Annotated in this window: 13 protein-coding genes; 10 read left to right on the top strand and 3 right to left on the bottom strand. The window is 74.0% G+C overall.

Going from position 1 to position 15,826, the window contains the following annotated elements:
* Positions 1 to 31 precede the first annotated feature (31 nt).
* Positions 32 to 1,084, top strand: a complete 1,053-nt coding sequence (locus ACH41F_RS20550) for a hypothetical protein (RefSeq protein WP_391233297.1) — start codon at positions 32 to 34, stop codon at positions 1,082 to 1,084.
* 34 nt (positions 1,085 to 1,118) lie between these two features.
* On the opposite strand, the gene ACH41F_RS20545 is transcribed toward ACH41F_RS20550, so the two are convergent.
* Positions 1,119 to 3,077 carry an Ig-like domain repeat protein gene (locus tag ACH41F_RS20545; protein ID WP_391233295.1) on the bottom strand — a complete coding sequence of 653 codons (1,959 nt, stop codon included), beginning with the start codon at positions 3,075 to 3,077 and terminating at the stop codon, positions 1,119 to 1,121.
* Between the two features lie 189 nt (positions 3,078 to 3,266).
* On the opposite strand from ACH41F_RS20545, the gene ACH41F_RS20540 reads away from it, so the two are divergent.
* The 7 genes from ACH41F_RS20540 (at position 3,267) to ACH41F_RS20510 (ending at position 11,200) form a co-directional block, all read left to right on the top strand.
* Positions 3,267 to 3,632 (top strand): hypothetical protein, encoded by a 366-nt coding sequence (locus ACH41F_RS20540; protein ID WP_391233293.1) that lies wholly within the window; start codon positions 3,267 to 3,269, stop codon positions 3,630 to 3,632.
* A gap of 4 nt (positions 3,633 to 3,636) precedes the next feature.
* A complete protein-coding gene (locus ACH41F_RS20535) occupies positions 3,637 to 6,204 on the top strand; it encodes a caspase family protein (protein ID WP_391233291.1) in 2,568 nt (855 codons plus the stop codon).
* Complete coding sequence (locus tag ACH41F_RS20530) at positions 6,204 to 7,574, top strand: extracellular solute-binding protein (protein WP_398836851.1); 1,371 nt, start codon at positions 6,204 to 6,206, stop codon at positions 7,572 to 7,574. The genes ACH41F_RS20535 and ACH41F_RS20530 overlap by 1 nt, the downstream gene beginning before the upstream one ends.
* Positions 7,575 to 7,824: 250 nt before the next feature.
* Positions 7,825 to 8,388, top strand: coding sequence for a tellurite resistance TerB family protein (locus ACH41F_RS20525; RefSeq protein ID WP_398836849.1), 564 nt, complete (start codon positions 7,825 to 7,827; stop codon positions 8,386 to 8,388).
* A 117-nt stretch (positions 8,389 to 8,505) separates the two neighbouring features.
* Positions 8,506 to 9,510, top strand: a complete 1,005-nt coding sequence (locus ACH41F_RS20520) for a permease (RefSeq protein ID WP_391233285.1) — start codon at positions 8,506 to 8,508, stop codon at positions 9,508 to 9,510.
* On the top strand, positions 9,507 to 10,226 hold the full coding sequence (locus ACH41F_RS20515) for a TIGR03943 family putative permease subunit (protein ID WP_391233283.1): 720 nt from the start codon (positions 9,507 to 9,509) through the stop codon (positions 10,224 to 10,226). Before ACH41F_RS20520 ends, ACH41F_RS20515 begins: the two co-directional genes overlap by 4 nt.
* A 155-nt stretch (positions 10,227 to 10,381) precedes the next feature.
* A complete protein-coding gene (locus ACH41F_RS20510; RefSeq protein ID WP_391233281.1) occupies positions 10,382 to 11,200 on the top strand; it encodes an ANTAR domain-containing protein in 819 nt (272 codons plus the stop codon).
* A gap of 124 nt (positions 11,201 to 11,324) precedes the next feature.
* Here ACH41F_RS20510 and ACH41F_RS20505 read toward each other — a convergent pair whose 3' ends face one another.
* Positions 11,325 to 12,101 (bottom strand): hypothetical protein, encoded by a 777-nt coding sequence (locus ACH41F_RS20505; protein WP_391233279.1) that lies wholly within the window; start codon positions 12,099 to 12,101, stop codon positions 11,325 to 11,327.
* A gap of 301 nt (positions 12,102 to 12,402) precedes the next feature.
* Between ACH41F_RS20505 and thrS the strand changes: the two genes are divergently transcribed.
* Both thrS and ACH41F_RS20495 read left to right on the top strand, forming a co-directional pair.
* A complete protein-coding gene (thrS, locus tag ACH41F_RS20500) occupies positions 12,403 to 13,623 on the top strand; it encodes a threonine--tRNA ligase (RefSeq protein ID WP_391233278.1) in 1,221 nt (406 codons plus the stop codon).
* Between the two features lie 46 nt (positions 13,624 to 13,669).
* Positions 13,670 to 14,632, top strand: a complete 963-nt coding sequence (locus tag ACH41F_RS20495) for a nucleoside hydrolase (RefSeq protein WP_391233276.1) — start codon at positions 13,670 to 13,672, stop codon at positions 14,630 to 14,632.
* 83 nt (positions 14,633 to 14,715) lie between these two features.
* Here ACH41F_RS20495 and ACH41F_RS20490 read toward each other — a convergent pair whose 3' ends face one another.
* On the bottom strand, positions 14,716 to 15,645 hold the full coding sequence (locus ACH41F_RS20490; RefSeq protein WP_391233274.1) for an LAETG motif-containing sortase-dependent surface protein: 930 nt from the start codon (positions 15,643 to 15,645) through the stop codon (positions 14,716 to 14,718).
* Positions 15,646 to 15,826: the final 181 nt, after the last annotated feature.

The raw sequence follows: 15,826 nt of genomic DNA, 5'->3' as shown, positions 1-15,826 counted from the left end.
TACGTGATCGACGGGGGATGGGGAGGGACCGATGCCCGGAACCGTGCTGCTGCTCGCCGCCGCGCCCGCGGGCAAGGGGTGTCTGGTCGACGCGGCCAGTGTGCTCCCCGTCCTCGCCGCCGTCCCGCCCGCCGTCCTGTCCGGCGCGGACACGGCCAACGTCGTGGAGCTCGCCGACCCCTTGGAGCCGCAGGCCGTGCTGACGCGGCTGCGCGCCGCCGCGGCCGCCCCCGGCCCGCTCACCGTCTTCGTCACCGGCCAGCTCCAGCTGGACCGCCGCCAGCGCCTGCCGCACCTCGCGTTGGCCCGCACCACGCCCTCGACGGTCCGCTACACCGCCTTCCCCTGGCACTGGTTCAGGGACGAGCTGCGGCTGCGCCCGGCCGGCGCGACGCACTTCGTGCTCGACCTGCACGCCGACCCCGAGACCTGGCAGTGGCTGCGCGAGCACCCCCTGGACACGGGCCGCGACAACGCGGTCCACGGCCGCATCGCACCGCCGCCGCCCAGGCGCACGGTGGCGACGCCCGCCTACATGAAGGCCGTGGCGACGATCCTGCGCAGTGGACACCGGCCGCCGCTGGAGGAGTTGCACCAGCAGGCGCTGAGCCGGCTTCCGCAGGAGGGCGTCGGGCAGGTGCTGACCGCGCGGGAGCCCGCCGCGGGCGACCCGCACGCGCTGATCTCGGCGGCGGTCGCGGCCCGGCGGCACGGCGACGCCGACGCGCTCGCCGCACACCACGAGCTGACCGCCGTACGCGCGCACGGTCCGGCCTCGCAGGAGGCGCTGCACTGGAGCGAGGTGCGGGCGGATCTGGCGATGTTCGCCGGGGACCCGGCGCGCAGCTGCCGGGCGTGGTTGGCGGTGGCGCGCACCCGGCTGGCCGCCGGGCAGGCGCCGGACACGGCCGAGGTGGAGGCGGCCGTGGACCGGGCGCACCACCAGTGGGGCCGCATCGACGACCCGGCGCGGGCCCGGGAACTCGGACCCGCGCTGGCCGATCTGCGCACCCGGGTGCCAGGGCGCCGGGAGGGCGCCCTGGACCATGTGCACAGGCACCTGAGCCAGTTGCAGACGCTCTAGCCGTCGTGGCCCGCGGCGCTGCGGCTCATGGCGCTCAGCTCGTGAAGATGAAGTACTTCCACGCGCCGTGCGTCGTCGAGTTCACGGTGTCGCCCGACGAGGAGTTGATGTACGAGGACCGTACACGCATCCGGTAGCCGGTCTCGTGCTCACCGGTCAGCTCCACCGCCGAGACGCCGGAGGAGTTCATGCCGAAGTAGTCCGAGCCGAGGTCGTACCAGGTGCCCTGGTAGTAGACCTCGAACTCCATCCGCTGCTTGCGGCCCGGGTACGCCGTCATCGTGGTCGTGAACACCGGGTTCTTGGACTTCTTGAAGTAGTAGTAGGTGTGGCCCCACGTGTACGTCGTCTTGTAGTGCTTGCTGACGGCCGTCGAGACCTTCACCCGGGCGCCGACCGTGCTGGTCGCCGTCTTCGGCGCGTACCGGGCGTCGCCCAGGAACTTCGCCGTGACCTTGGTGTCCCGCTTCAGGTCGAGGGTGACGGACAGGTTGCCGCTGGAGTTGACCGTGCCGGACTTCACCAGCTTGTTGGCCTTGTCCCCGCCGAACGGGTCGGCCCAGATCTCCACCTTGCGGTTCTTGTACGTCGTCCCGAGGTGCGCGGTGAACTTGACGTCCTTGCCGTACGCGTAGACCTTGCCGTTGTTGTTCAGCGTCAGGGTGGTCTTGGCGCGGGAGACCTCGACGGTGTCCGAGCCGGTGCCGGCCGCGTGGTCGGCGTCGCCCGCGTACTTCACCGTGTACTTGACCTTGCCGCCGACCGTCGGGACGTCGGTGAAGGAGTAGGTGCCGTCGGCCTTGACCGTCACCGCGGGGAGCGCCTTGCCGGAGGTGTTCTCCAGGTCGGTGCGGGTCACCGTCAGCTTGGCGCCGGCGGGCGGCGCGACCCGGGAGGAGACCTTGCCCTTGACGGTGAGCTGCTTGGCGCGGGTCGCGGTCGCCGGGGCGGTGACCGTGACGGTGGTGGCCGCCTTGGTGGGGGCGTCCAGGCGGCGCAGCGAGTAGACGCCCTCGCTGTTGTACGTCACCGCGAACAGCCGGGAGCCGTCCGGCGCCCAGGCCAGGGCGGAGTTCGCGAGCTCGTCCGCGCCGCTGGTGTTCCCGGTGTTCGGGAAGTCGTACTCGCGCACCGAGGTGGTGGCGCCCGGCTTGTAGACGTAGATGTCGGGGTTGTACCAGCCGTCGACGCCCGCCGCGACCGAGCCGTCCGGGGCGACGGCCACGGCGTTGGGGTAGGTGTTGCTGGCGTAGGCGCCGTCCCGGCTCAGGTCGGAGGTCTTGAACACCGGGTGCTCGTACGGCGATCCGCTGGCCGTGACGACGTGCTCGCCGTCCGGGGTGACCGCGAGGTCGTTCAGGTACGAGCCGGCGCTGGTCGCGGCGGTCCGCGTCGGGGTGCCCGTGGAGACGTCGTAGGCGGCCACGAGGGCGGAGCTGCTGCCGGGCTCGCCCGCCAGCAGGGTGGTGGCGCCCGGGGCCGCGTCGAGGAACGGGGCCTCGTAGAAGTCGGCGAGACCGGTGGTGACCACGGGCTCGGTGCCCGTGAGGTCGACCGAGCCGAGGTTGCCGTCGCCGTTGGAGCCGTAGGAGAACCACAGCCGGCCGCCGGCCAGGGCGACGCTCTGCGGCTGGTCGGCCACGGCGTAGCGGGCCGTCTCGGTCTGGGTGGCGGTGTCGATCGCGGCGATCGCGTCGCCGCCGCGCACCGCCGCGTACAAGGTGGCGGAGTCCGCGGACAGTTCGAGTCCGGTGACGCCGGGCAGCGAGGTCAGCTGCTTGACGACCGTCCCGGCGTAGTCGGTCACGACGATCTTGCCGTTGCCGGGGTCACTGACGTAGACCCGCTGGTGGACGCCGTCCACCACGAGGTCGCCGGCGGACTTCACCGGCAGGGACCTGACGGCGTCGGCGGACGCCGGAGCGGCGGCCAGCGCCGCCGAGCTGAGGAGGACCGCCAGTGCGGTGGCGGTCGTAAGGGTGCGTCTGCGCACGCTGATCTCGAACCCCCCGGAACGAAAACGTGAGTATGGAGCCACCTCGGCGGCCGACCCCTGCGTGTGGGGCCTGTGCTCCGCGTGTGGCGAATGAGCGAAGAGTAGGTCATGGCACCGACAACGTCGGCACAGGGGTCCCGCACAACCCCTCCCGTACGCACAACTGCGCTGCCATGATGGTGAGTTATGGCTGAGGGGGATGGAGTGGCCGACCACGGCATACGGATACGGCTGGACGGGACCGCGGGCGAGGGCGACATCGACGCGCTGCGCAAGTGGCTGGAGCGGGAGCAGCGGCTCGACGAACGGGTGCGCGCCGGTGAGCTGCACATCCTGGAACGGCCGCGGACCGACGAGTCCGGCGCCCCGATGGGCGTCGGCATGGACATCGTGATCGCGATGGCCGGGGGCGCGGGGGCGGCGCTGGCCAAGGAGATGCTGGAGTACGTCAGGAGGTCCGTGGAGGAGTGGCGGGACGTCCGCCGGGGCGTGGAGAACGGTGATCCGCCCACGGGCCGCGTCGACATCGTGGACCTCCACGACGACAGGTAGGCCCGTGACCCGTTTCGACCCGCGCCGCCGGGTGAACCGGGCGCTGCTGGTGGGGGTGTCGGAGTACGAGTTCACCGACCCGCCGCACGGGGTGCCCGGCGATCTGCCGGCCGTCAAGCACGACGTCAACCGGATGCGGGACGCCCTCCTGCGCGGCCGGGTGTTCGGCGAGCACGACATCACCGTCTCCCGCTCGCCCTCCCAGGACGAGTTCAACCGGGCCCTGCACACCGCCGCCGGTGAGGCCGAGGGCCTGCTCCTGCTGTACTTCGCCGGGCACGGCGCCATCCCGAGCGCGGGCGACGAACTGTTCCTCCAGATGCACAACGCGCGCGTGGTGCCGGGCCGGCACGCGGTGTTCCCGGGCGCGGAGATGTTCACCACCGTCCTGACGGTGCTCGCGGGCAGTCCGGCCGAGCGGGTCGTGGTGATCCTGGACTGCTGCTTCGCGGGCAACGCGGCCTGGCTGTGGGAGCGCTTCGAGGCCAAGCGCCGGGTGCTGCTGCTGATGAGCGTGCAGGCCAACCACCGCGTCGACGCGGGCGACCCGGGCACCCCGACCCCGTTCACCGGCGAGCTGGTGCAGCTGCTGGACGAGGGCGGCGAACTGGGCTTCCGGGAGCTGTCGGACGCGCTGCGGGCCCGGATGGCCGCGGGCGGCTACCAGACGGTCCGCGGCGACCCGTGGGAGCCGCAGAGCCGCGCCGAGCCGGACGAGGACGTCCTGCTGTCGGCGCCCGGGGCGAAACCGCCGCCACCACCCCCACCGCCGCCGTCGCCGCCGCCCCCGCACCCGCTGGCGGCGCTCCTCGCGATCCTGGGCGCCTGGACCGACGCCCTCGCCGCCCGGCTGCGCCGCTCCCGGATGCCGGGGCTGCTGCGGGCGGTCGGCCCCACCCGGCTCACCGCCCTGCTCGCCGTCGCCGCCGTCGGCCTCGGCACCTACGGCATCGTCGCCCTCACCTCCGAGCGCGAGCCCTGCGGCGCGCCCCCGCTGGAACTGCGGGTCCTGACCGACCCCGACCTCGACCCGACGGTCACCGCGGCGGCCGACGCCTATCTGACCTCGGCGGCCAACACCACCGACGACGGCTGCCGGCGCAGCGGGATCACCGTCTACAGCGCGGGCTCCGCCGACACGGTCGCGGCGCTCGGCGAGGACTCGGTGGCCTGGCAGGAGCCACGGGTGGAGGACACCAACCCGCAGCGGGACGTCGGCCCGCAGCCGGACGTGTGGATCCCGGCCTCCCCCGCCGACGCCGCCCGGGTGGCCGACGCGCAGGACACGGACGCGGTGGCCGTGCTGGAGCCGGACGAGGAGCCCTTCGCGTACTCGCCGGTGGTGCTCGCGGTGCCGCAGCGGATCGCCGCGAAGTCCCTCGGCGACCGGGTCGGGCTGCCCCTGTCGAGGATGATCACCCATCTGCGGGTGCGCGACGAGACCGCGCGGGTGCGCCGCCCGGACCCGGAGTTCGCCGACGGGGCGCTGCTCGCCACGATCGGCCTGTACGGCACCGGGAGCACCGACCCGGCCCGCGCCGAACTGGAGCTCGCCCAGCCCGGACCGCCCGCCCCGACCGCCGCCGACCTGCTGTGCACGCTGCCCGACGACGAGAGCGTGGACAACCGCACGGCCGCCCTCGTACCGGAGTTCCTGCTGCGCAGCGGCGTCGGCTGCGACCGCACGACCCGTATTCCGCGCACCGCCCAGTACCCGAACGACGTGCCCGGCGTGCAGCCCACCTTCGTTAGGGTCCGCTGGCGGGGCGCCGACCGGGACGAGTCCGCGCGGGACCGGGCCGCCGAGAACTTCCGGGCCTGGCTGACCGGGGACCAGGGGCGGGCGGTGTTCGCAGGGGACGGCTTCCGCTCCCCGAGCGGGGAACCGCCCTCCCCGCTCGCACCGGGGGTGCTGCACGACCCCGAGCCGCTCGACGAGTCGGCGGGCCGCGACGAGATGACGGACGCCCTCAGCCGCTACCGCGCCGCGCACGGTCCGGGCCGGGTCCTCTACCTCCTCGACAGCTCCGGCTCGATGGCCGGCCTGTGGGAGGGCCCGAGCGGCGGCCCCGGCCTGCTGAAGCAGTCGCTGGGCGGGCTCGGCGGTCAGGACGAGTACGGGGTGTGGGGGGTGGCGGGCGGCCTCGGCGACCGGTCCTACGCGACGGTCCTGCCGCTCGGCCCGCACACCCGCAAGGAGGCCGAACGCGCCGTGGACGCCCGCGCCCGGGTCCGCGACGCCCAGGCCGACCCGCATGCCGCGCTGCTCGCCGCGCTCGACGAGATGGCCCGGCAGGGCGCCGCCGACGACCGCCCCCAGCTCATCGTCCACCTCACCGACGGCGAGGACGACGACCGGCTGACCGGCCAGAACCTGGACGACGTCCTCGCCCGGGTCCGGTCCGCGAAGGTGCCGGTCGCCACCGTCTCCCTCAAGGGGGGCGGCTGTGACCGCGGCTCACCGGCGGCCCGGATCTCCGCCGCGAGCGGCGGTCGCTGCCTGGACGCCGACGACGACCTCGGCACGGGCCTCACGGACGAGGTCGCGCGCACCGGGACGGGGGAGGACTGATGAAGAGCCGGTCCCTGATCGCCGCCGCCCTGCTCCTGCTGGCCGTCGCCTGCACCGACGGCTCCGGCACACCCGCCGCGCCCTCCCCCGACGTGGCCGGGGACATCGTGGTCGCCGGAGGACGGGACGTCACCGGGCAGAACGGGATACGGCAACAGCTCATCGACGCCTGGAACGAACGGGAGGAGAAGAAGAACTCCGGCTACCGGGCCCGGCTCGTCGAACTCCCCGGCAGCGCCGACGAACAGCGCAGCCAGCTGCTCGGCGCCCTGCAGTCCGGCAGCGCCGTCTACGACGTCGTCAACCTGGACGTGACCTGGGTGCCGGAGTTCGCCGCCGCCGACCTGATCCGGCCGCTGCCCCGGGACGTGCTCGACACCCAGGACCACATCGACTCCGTGGCGGGCACCGCCCGCTGGGACGGCGAGGTGTACTCGGTGCCGTTCAACAGCGACGTGGGGCTCCTGTACTACCGGCGCGACCTGCTGAAGGCGGCCGGCGTCCAGCGGACCGACCTGAGCGCCGGGCTCGACCGGGGGCAGTTGGAGGACCTGATCGAGGAGATCGACGAGCACCCGGCCCAGGGCGCCTACGAGAAGGGCTGGACCACCCAGCTCGCCCCCTACGAGGGCCGTACGGTCAACGCGGTCGAGGCGTTCGCGTCGGCGACGGACGACTTCCACTTCACCGACGCCGACGGCCACTACGACGCCGAGCTCGACCAGTTGACGGCGGGCGTCGCCGAACTGCGCCGCCGCACCGAGTCCCCGTACACCCTCCAGGACGCCGTCCGCTCCGACGAGGCGGCCACGCTCAGCGACTTCGCCGACGGCCGCACCGCGTTCCTGCGCCACTGGCCCTACGCCTACCGCACCCTGCACCAGTCCTTCTCCGAGGAGCAGCTGGGCGTCGCCCCGCTCCCCGGCAAGGCGGTGCTCGGCGGCCAGAACCTCGCGGTGGCCCAGGGTTCGCAGCGGACGACGAAGGCGATCGAGCTGATCCGGTACCTCACCGGCAAGGAGAGCGAACGCTGCCTGCTGGACGCGGGGTTCGCCGCGACCCGTACCTCCGCCTACACCGACGACGGAGTGCGGTGCGGACTCGCGCCCACGGGTGCGCCGTCCGCCTCCCCCACCGGCGAGCGCGCCGACCGCATCCCCCGCGACAAGGCCGGGCGGCCCCGCTACGCCCGCGGCATCCTGCTCCCCGCCCTGCGGGAGGCGGTCCAGCGTCCGCGCACCCCCCTCTACGGGGCCTTCACCCAGACCTTCACGGCACAGCTGGGCCCGCTGCTGGGCGACAACCCGCCGGGGGACGCGGAACTGGCGGCCACGCTGGACACCGCCCTGCGGGACGCCCTGCCCGACTAGGGCGTGTTGTGAAAGTGGCCTCGTCGCCCGGAGGGCGGCCGCGCGGCGTTCGGTGCGTGCTCTCGGCGTGCCGCCCGGAAGCCCTCGTACTGGGCGTACTCGGGCTTTCGGGCGGTGCGGCGAGAGTGCGTGCCGGGCGTCGCGCGGCAGAGGCCACTTTCGCAACAGGCCCTAGGGCCTGCCGGAACCTTTGCCGGAAGCGGGCCGTTGCCCAGGTGAGATCACTCAGACGAGCACCGAGGTGACGGCAATGGCACTGTTCGACCGGCTCAAGGACCAGGCCAAGAGCCTCCAGCAGCAGGCACAGGGCGCACGCGGCGGCTCCCACGGCGGCGCGCGGCCCGGCTCCCCCGGCGGTGCGCGCGGCGGCGGTTCGCGTACCCAGCTCGTCGGCCTGGTGAAGTCGCAGTTGGGCTCGCTCAAGGCCGAGCTGAAGAGCGGTGCCTACCGGGACGCGAGCATGGCGATGTGCGCGCTCGTCGCGGCGGCGGACGGGCATGTGGACCAGTCCGAGATGCAGCAGATGGAGTCCCTGATCCTCGGCAACGAGGTGCTCCAGAACTTCCCGCCGGAGCAGCTGCGCACGCGCTTCCACAAGCACGTGGACCAGCTCACGCGGAACTTCCCGCAGGGCAGGGCGGAGGCCATGCAGGACATCGCCAAGGCCGCCAAGAAGCCGACGGAGGCGCGCGCGGTGATCCAGACCGGCATCGTCATCGCCGGTGCCGACGGCCACTTCTCCCAGGCCGAGGCGGACGTCCTCAGGGAGGCCTGCGCGGCGCTGGGCGTCTCACCCGCCGAGTTCCAGCTCTGACGGCCCGGGCCCGGCACCGCCCTCCGCGGGCCCGTACCCGCACAGCCTCCTCCATGGCCGTCCCGAGCCTGCGCACAGGACCCACCGGTTAGCCTGCGCGGGGACGAAAGGGCGGGTGTGGAGAACCAGCGGAGTGTGGTCGACGGGGTGCGGTTCGTGGTGCGCGCGCTCGTGTACGCCGTCGTCGGCGGGGCCGCGCTGCTCGCCATCGCGACCGTCGCCTCCGTGCTCGGGCCCACCCTCGCCCTGGACCTGTACACCCCGCCCGTCGCCGCCTGGTGGACCGTCTTCACGGCGATCACCGTCCAGGCGGTGCCCTTCCTGCTGCTCGGGACGGTCGTCTCGGCGGCCATCGGCGCGCTGGTCCCGCAGCGGGTCCTCACCCGGCTGCTGCCCCGCAACCAGGCGCTCGCCGTACCGGTCGCCGGGGCCGCCGGGGTGGTGCTGCCCGGCTGCGAGTGTGCCTCCGTGCCGGTGGCCGGGAGCCTGATGCGGCGCGGGGTGGCCCCGGCCGCCGCGCTCGCCTTCCTGCTCTCCGCGCCCGCGATCAACCCGGTCGTCCTCGTCGCGACCTCCATCGCCTTCCCCGCCCAGCCGGAGATGGTGCTCGGGCGGCTCGTCGCCTCGCTCGCCACGGCCGTGGTCATGGGCTGGCTGTGGGCGCGGTTCGGCAAGGAGGAGTGGCTGCGGCTGCCCCAGCGGCCCGCCCACCAGCACGGCTCCGGGCTGCGTGCCTTCGGCGCCGGGCTCCAGCACGACTTCCTGCACGCGGGCGGTTTCCTCGTGCTCGGCGCGGCCGCGGCGGCCACCTTCAACATCGTCGTCCCCCGGTCCGTGCTCGACGTCTTCACCGGCTCGGTCTGGCTGTCGGTGCTGCTGCTCGCCGTCCTCGCCGTCGTGCTGTGCGTGTGCAGCGAGGCCGACGCCTTCGTCGCCGCCTCGCTCAGCGGCTTCTCCCCCACGGCCCGGCTGGCGTTCATGGTGGTCGGCCCGATGGTCGACCTGAAGCTGATCGCCCTCCAGGCGGGCACCTTCGGGCGGGCCTTCGCGGTGCGGTTCTCCGCCGTGACCTGGGTGGTCGCCGTGACGGGCAGCGTGCTCGTGGGGTGGTGGCTGCTGTGAGGCGCCACGGGCCCGCCCTGCTGCTGGTCCTCGTCGGGGCCGCGATCCTGCGGATCTCGGCCTTCAGCGAGCTGTATCTGCGGTACGTGCAGTCGGGGCTGCGGCCCTACCTGATCGTCTCGGGCACGGCGCTGGTCCTGCTGGGCGTCACCATGGCCGTCGTCCGGCGCACGGCACCCGAGCACGAGGGCGACGAGGGCGACGAGGAGCACGGGGAGGGACATGGCCCCCGCGTCGCCTGGCTGCTCACCCTCCCCGCCCTCGCCCTGCTGCTCTTCCCGCCGCCCGCCCTCGGTTCCTACAGCGCCGACCGGGAGGCGGCCCAGCGGGCGGCGCAGGGCGTCGGGACCTTCCCGGCGCTGCCCGCCGGGGACCCGGTGGAGCTCGCCGTGGGCGAGTTCGCCTCGCGGGCGATCTACGACAGCGGGCGGTCACTGAAGGGCCGGACCCTGCGGATGACCGGGTTCGTCACCCATGGCGACGACGGCACCTGGTACGTCACCCGGCTCCTCGTCTCCTGCTGCGCCGCCGACGCCACCACGAGCAAGGCCGAGATCCGCGGGGCCGACGCGCCGCCCGCCGACACCTGGGTCACCGTCACCGGCACCTGGCACCCGAAGGGCGCGCTCGGCACGGACGCGGCGTGGCCGCCGGTGCTGGACGCCGCGTCGGTCGAGCAGGTGGCCCAGCCCTCGGACCCGTACGAGAAGCGCTGACGGGGGCGGCGGGCGGCGGCGTTTCGCGCCCGGGGGCCACGGGTAGTCGGGGGTGCGCCCCCAGGGCGCGTCCCGCGCCACGGCCTCGGCTCCGGGCGGGTCCGCCCCGGGACCCCGGTGGAGACCGGCCGCGCTGTGCGAAGGAGGCGGTGGCCGTGCGGCCCAAGGACGACCGTCACGGCACCTTTGGCGACGAGCCCGGCCGACGGGAACCCTCGCAGGGCGATCCCGTGGGCGATCCCGTACGGTCCGGCCGGGACCCCGCGCGGGACCTCGCGGACGCGACCAGGGCGCTCGCGGAGGAGGTGCGCGGCGCGGCCCCCGCGGAGCTGCCGCACCGGCTGTGCGGCGTCGCCGTCCGGCTGCTGCCGGTGACCGGCGCGAGTGTGACGTTGCGCAGCAACGGCATTCCGGTCCGGCTGAGTTCGACCGACGGCCCGGCCGCCCGCCTCGCGGAGATCCAGGCCACCTTGGGCGACGGCCCCTGCCTGCACGCCGCCCGCCTCGGTGCCCCCGTGCTCGCCGCCGATCTGACGGCCGGCCGGGACGCCCTGCGCTGGCCGGTGTTCGCCCAGGAGGCCGCGGCCGCCGGGGTGGGCGCGGTGTACTCGATCCCGCTGGGCGAGGACGCCGTGTGCGTGGGCACCCTCGACCTCTACCGCGACACCCCCGGTGAGCTCACCGACCACGACCTGCGCACCGCGCGGATGGTGGCCGACGTGCTGACGGTCGCTCTGACGGCGCTGCCGCACGGCGAGGACGACGGACCCGGCGGGGACGAGCCCTGGCTGAGCGGTCTGGGCTCCGACTACGACGACGTGCACCAGGCCATCGGCATGATCATGGCGCAGCTCGGGGTGGACGCCGACGAGGCGACGGCCCGCCTGCGCGGCCACGCCTTCGCCCGGGACCGCACCGCGGTGGAGGTGGCACGCGAGGTGCTCGCGCACCGGACAAGGCTCGACCCCGACTGAGCCCGGCCTCGCCGCGGTCCCGGGCCCGGTCAGACCTCGACGCGGGCCTGTCTGCGGACGTCCTGTCCATCAGACGAGGCTCGACCGCACGACCGAGCCGGCCTCGCCGCGGTCCCGGTCCCGCTCAGACCTCCACGCGGGCCTGTCTGCGGACGTCCGTCAGACGCTGGGCGCACAGTTCCGTCACCGCCTGGGTGATCTCGGCGTAGACGTCGCCGAGGCCGCCGTTGGTGAGGACGATCGCGTCGCCGCCGACCCGCACGACGGCGAGGTCCAGGGTGAGCGTGGTCTCCTCGCCGTCCGGGCTCTCGCCGCTCAGCGTCAGCCGCAGCCCCTGGCGGGCGTCCCCGACCTCCGGCAGCTCCGCCTCGCCGACCTCGGCCTGCTGCACCGCCCCGGTGGCGGTGGCGGCCGTGAACTTCCCGCACTTCTTCGGCAGCGTCCGCAGCCAGGCCAGGGTCTTGTCCACGTCCGCCGGGCGGTCGGCGACGATCTGGTGGTGCAGCTGGCTGTCGTTCCAGGTGTCGTCCAGGCCGGTCCGCGCCCGCACGAGGGCGTCCGAGCCGAACAGCTCCTCGGAGTAGAGGCTGTCGAGCATCCGCTGGCAGTCCGGGGCGTTCGCGGTCGCCTTCAGCAGCCCGTCCCGCCAGGTCGCGGCGCCCTCGGTCGGCGCCCACGGCTCCCCCAGGTCGGTGTCGGTGACCAGCGCCGCCTGGGCCTGGGCCGGGGTGAGGGCGGGGACCGTGGTCGGGGACGGCGGCGGGGTGCGGGGGGCGGCGGAGGTCGCGGCGGGGCTCGCCGGGGCCTTCCTGGCCGGCAGCGGCTTGTCCGTGGCGATGGCGGAACAGGCGGTCGTGGCCAGCAGGGCGGCCAGCGGGAGGGCGAGGAGAGGGCGGCTCATGGATCCACGGGAGCATCGCGGGTGGGGGGCCACCAGCGCGGCGGGCCGTATGGGGGACGCGGTCGGTGCCTGGGGGTGACGGGGCCGGGGCTGGAAAAACCGGTCGCGTCCGCTCGGCACGCGCCGTTACGGTCGCCGCATGAAGCGCGCCCGCCTGTCCCGCACGACGACGCCGGACCACGTCCCGGCGCGCTGACCCATGAACTGACGCGAAGCCCCGGGGCGAGTGCCCCGGGGCTTCTCGCTGCGCGGCGCTCGTCCCTCCCCGCCCCTGTGGAACCCCTGTGGAGAGGACCCCGCCATGCACGACCACCGCAGACTCGGCCGCGAGCTGGACCTGTTCGACACCGACCCCCTGATGGGCGCGGGCCTGCCGTACTGGCTCCCGGACGGGGCCGTGGTGCGGCACACCCTGGAGGAGTACGTCCGCGAGGCCGAGCGGGCCGCCGGGTACCGGCACGTGTACTCACCGGTGCTCGGCAAACGGGAGCTGTACGAGATCTCCGGGCACTGGGACCACTACAGCGAGGACATGTTCCCGCCCATGGAGCTGGGCGGCGAGCAGGTCGTGCTGCGGCCGAGCCTGTGCCCGCACCACGCCCTCATCTACCGCTCCCGCTCCCACAGCTACCGCGAACTCCCGCTCCGCATGGCGGAGGTGGGCGGCATGTACCGCTCGGAGCTGTCCGGGGTGCTCGGCGGTCTCACCCGCGTACGGGCCATCCAGCTCAACGACGCGCATGTCTTCTGCACCCTGGAACAGGCCGTCGACGAGGCCCGCGCCGCCCTCGACCTGATCCGCCGCGCCTACGCCGACCTCGGCATCCGGGCCGCCCGGTACCGCCTGTCGCTGCCCGGCGAGGGCACCAAGTACGTGGCCGACCCGGAGCTGTGGCGCCGGTCCACCGCGCTGCTGGAGCGGGTGCTGGCGGGGGCCGGGGTCGACTACGAGGCGGCACGGGGCGAGGCCGCGTTCTACGGCCCGAAGATCGACGTGCAGATCGCCGACCGCGCCGGCCGCGAGTCCACCCTGTCCACCGTGCAGATCGACTTCCACCAGCCCGCACGCTTCGACCTGCACTACATCGGCGCCGACGGGGCGCGACACCGTCCGGTGATGGTGCACCGCAGCGTCATCGGCAGCGTCGAGCGGGCGGTGGCGCATCTCCTCGAGGAGCAGGGCGGGGCGTTCCCGCCGTGGCTGGCGCCGGTGCAGCTCGTCGTCCTCCCCGTGTCGGAGCAGCAGTGCGCACAGGCGGACCAGCTCCTGCGCCGCGCCCTCGGGCTCGGACTGCGCGCCGAACTCGCCGGCCCCGAGCACGGCACCCTCGGGGCCCGTGTCCGGGAGGCCCGGCTCGTGCCGTACGTGGCCGTGGTCGGGGAGCGCGAGGCCGGGGCGGACCTGGCCGCCGTACGACTGCGGGACGGCCGCAGGCCCGGGGCCGTGCCGGTGGCGGAGCTGCTGGAGCGGATCGGCTCGGTCGTCGAAGATCGTGGCGCCGAGCTGTGGGCGGCTGCCTGAGCGCCGGGGTCCCCTCTAAGGTCGGTCCCGACGGAAGGAGTCCACCGTGACCACCCAGCCCATCCCCGTGATCATCGACTGCGACACCGGTGTCGACGACGCCCTGGCCCTGCTGTTCGCCGTACGCCACCCGGGACTCGACGTCCGGGCGATCACCTGCGTGGCCGGGAACACCGACGTCGACGGCGTCGTGCGCAACACCCTGACCGTGCTGGAGCAGGCCGGGGCCGGTGACATCCCCGTCGCGCGGGGCGCCGAGCGGCCGTTGATCGAACCGGTGCGCACGGCGAGGCACGTGCACGGCCAGGACGGCATGGGTGACCTCGGCCTGCCCGCGCCGACCCGGCGGGCGGTGGACGTGGACGCGGTGACGCTGCTCAGGCGCGAGATCCTGGCGTCGCCGCGCCCGGTGACGCTGATCCCGACCGCGCCCCTGACCAACATCGCGCTGCTGCTGCGGACGCACCCCGAGGTGACCCGCAACATCGAGCGGATCGTCTTCATGGGCGGCGCGGCGGAGGTCGGGAACGCCACGCCGGTCGCGGAGTTCAACGTCTGGCACGACCCGGAGGCCGCGGCGATCCTGCTGACGGCCGGGGTGCCGATCACGATGTACGGCCTGGACGTCTTCACCCGCGTCCTGGTCCCGGCGGCGGACGTCCAGCGCCTGCGGGGGAGCGCGGAGCCGCGGCTGCGGCTGGCCGGGGAGCTCCTGGCCCACCGCGACCCCGCGACCTCCGGCGACCCGACGCCCACCGGCGGGCTCGGTGACGCGGGCGCGGTCTGCGCGGTGGTGGACCCCGGCGGCATCACCACCAGCCACCTCCCCGTCGAGGTCGCCCTCGCCCCGGGGCCCACGCGGGGGCAGACGATCGTCGACCGGCGCCCCCGCCCGGGGGAGGCGGAGATCCACGAGGGCGAGCGCGACCTGCGGATGGTGGACGTGGCGCTGGGCGTGGACGTGGAGCGGTACGTGAAGCTGTGGCTGTCGACGGTGGAGGGCCCCTAGCAGGCCGGTCGGCGTCGATGAGGGGGTACGCGAAGGGGCCGCCCGTCGTGCACGGTGGGCGGCCCCTTCGGTGCCGGTGTGCGTCAGGCGCGCGTCGCCCTGCGGCGGCGGGACGCCACGACGATGCCCGCGCCGCCGGCCAGCAGGACCGCCGCGCCGATGGCGATCGGACCGGTCGCGCTGGAGCCGCCGGTCTCCGCGAGGTCGCCGCCGCCGTTCGGGGTGGCCGCCGGTGCGGTGGTGGACTCCGAGGCGGACGGGGTCGGGCTGTCCGTCGACGGGGTCTCGGAGGCCGGAGGCGTGCTCTCGGAGGCCGGGGGCGTCGACTCGGAGGCGGGCGGGGTGGACTCCGACGCCGGCGGGGTCGACTCGGCGGGCGGGGTCGCCGGCGGCGTGGTCTGCGTCGTCGAGCAGTCCTTCGTGCCGCCGTTCCAGGCCGCGATCAGCTTGTCCTTGATGACCGGGCGGTCCGGACCCTTGGGCAGCTCGCCGTGGGTGAGGCCGTCCTTGGCGTCGAGGTCGCCGTCGAACTTGGTGGCACCGCGGTAGAGGTCGATCTGCGCGAAGCAGCCGGCGTCCGGCACCGCGATGTCCAGGGAGTCGGTCTGCCCCGGCTTGACGGTCACCGTGTCGAAGTCGACGAAGATCTGCTCGCCGGAGGTCGCGAAGGTCGGGCCGTGGGCGATGTAGGACGCCAGCGAGGCCGTGCAGGTGGCGGCGTCCTGGGCCGCGCGGACCTTGATGTGGACCTTGCCGTCCTCGGTCGGCTTCAGGTTCTGGTCGTCGACCTTGACGGAGTCGAAGAAGTTCGCCCCGTCCAGGGAGAACTGGCAGCGGTCGGTCCCGGTCTCCGTACCCGCGCCCGTACCGGGCTTGTAGGTACCGCCGTGGTTCCAGCCGTCACCGCCGGGCCCGGTGGCCCAGGCGGCGGATGCCCCCGAGGCGCAGAGGGCGAGCGTCGCGGCGCCCGTCCCCAGCAGGCGGCGCACGGTGACACGTCTCGCTATGGACATGCGAATCCCATCAGGGTGGTGATCTGAAGAACACGAGAAACACTGGGCCCATTGGTCATATGCGCCACAGCGTGCGGACATCGTGGATCTCGCTGCCGAACAGTGTCAACCTGCGGGAATGCAAGGTCTGTTCTGGCGCCATCACAATTCCGCCACACGAGGAACGGCCTGCTCCGCAAAG

Origin of the sequence: Streptomyces sp. NPDC020489 (assembly GCF_044386545.1) — a bacterium.
In the GTDB taxonomy this organism is placed as follows: domain Bacteria; phylum Actinomycetota; class Actinomycetes; order Streptomycetales; family Streptomycetaceae; genus Streptomyces.
Note: the sequence above shows the minus strand (reverse complement) of the source record. Positions and strands in the feature narration are given on the sequence as shown.

What these genes read in the sequence shown, in the direction of transcription:
- ACH41F_RS20550 (WP_391233297.1), top strand. Translation starts at nt 32, where the DNA reads ATGCCCGGAACCGTGCTGCTGCTCGCCGCCGCGCCCGCGGGCAAGGGG.
- ACH41F_RS20540 (WP_391233293.1), top strand. Translation starts at nt 3,267, where the DNA reads ATGGCTGAGGGGGATGGAGTGGCCGACCACGGCATACGGATACGGCTG.
- ACH41F_RS20530 (WP_398836851.1), top strand. Translation starts at nt 6,204, where the DNA reads ATGAAGAGCCGGTCCCTGATCGCCGCCGCCCTGCTCCTGCTGGCCGTC.
- ACH41F_RS20525 (WP_398836849.1), top strand. Translation starts at nt 7,825, where the DNA reads ATGGCACTGTTCGACCGGCTCAAGGACCAGGCCAAGAGCCTCCAGCAG.
- ACH41F_RS20505 (WP_391233279.1), bottom strand. Translation starts at nt 12,101, where the DNA reads ATGAGCCGCCCTCTCCTCGCCCTCCCGCTGGCCGCCCTGCTGGCCACG.
- thrS (WP_391233278.1), top strand. Translation starts at nt 12,403, where the DNA reads ATGCACGACCACCGCAGACTCGGCCGCGAGCTGGACCTGTTCGACACC.
- ACH41F_RS20490 (WP_391233274.1), bottom strand. Translation starts at nt 15,645, where the DNA reads ATGTCCATAGCGAGACGTGTCACCGTGCGCCGCCTGCTGGGGACGGGC.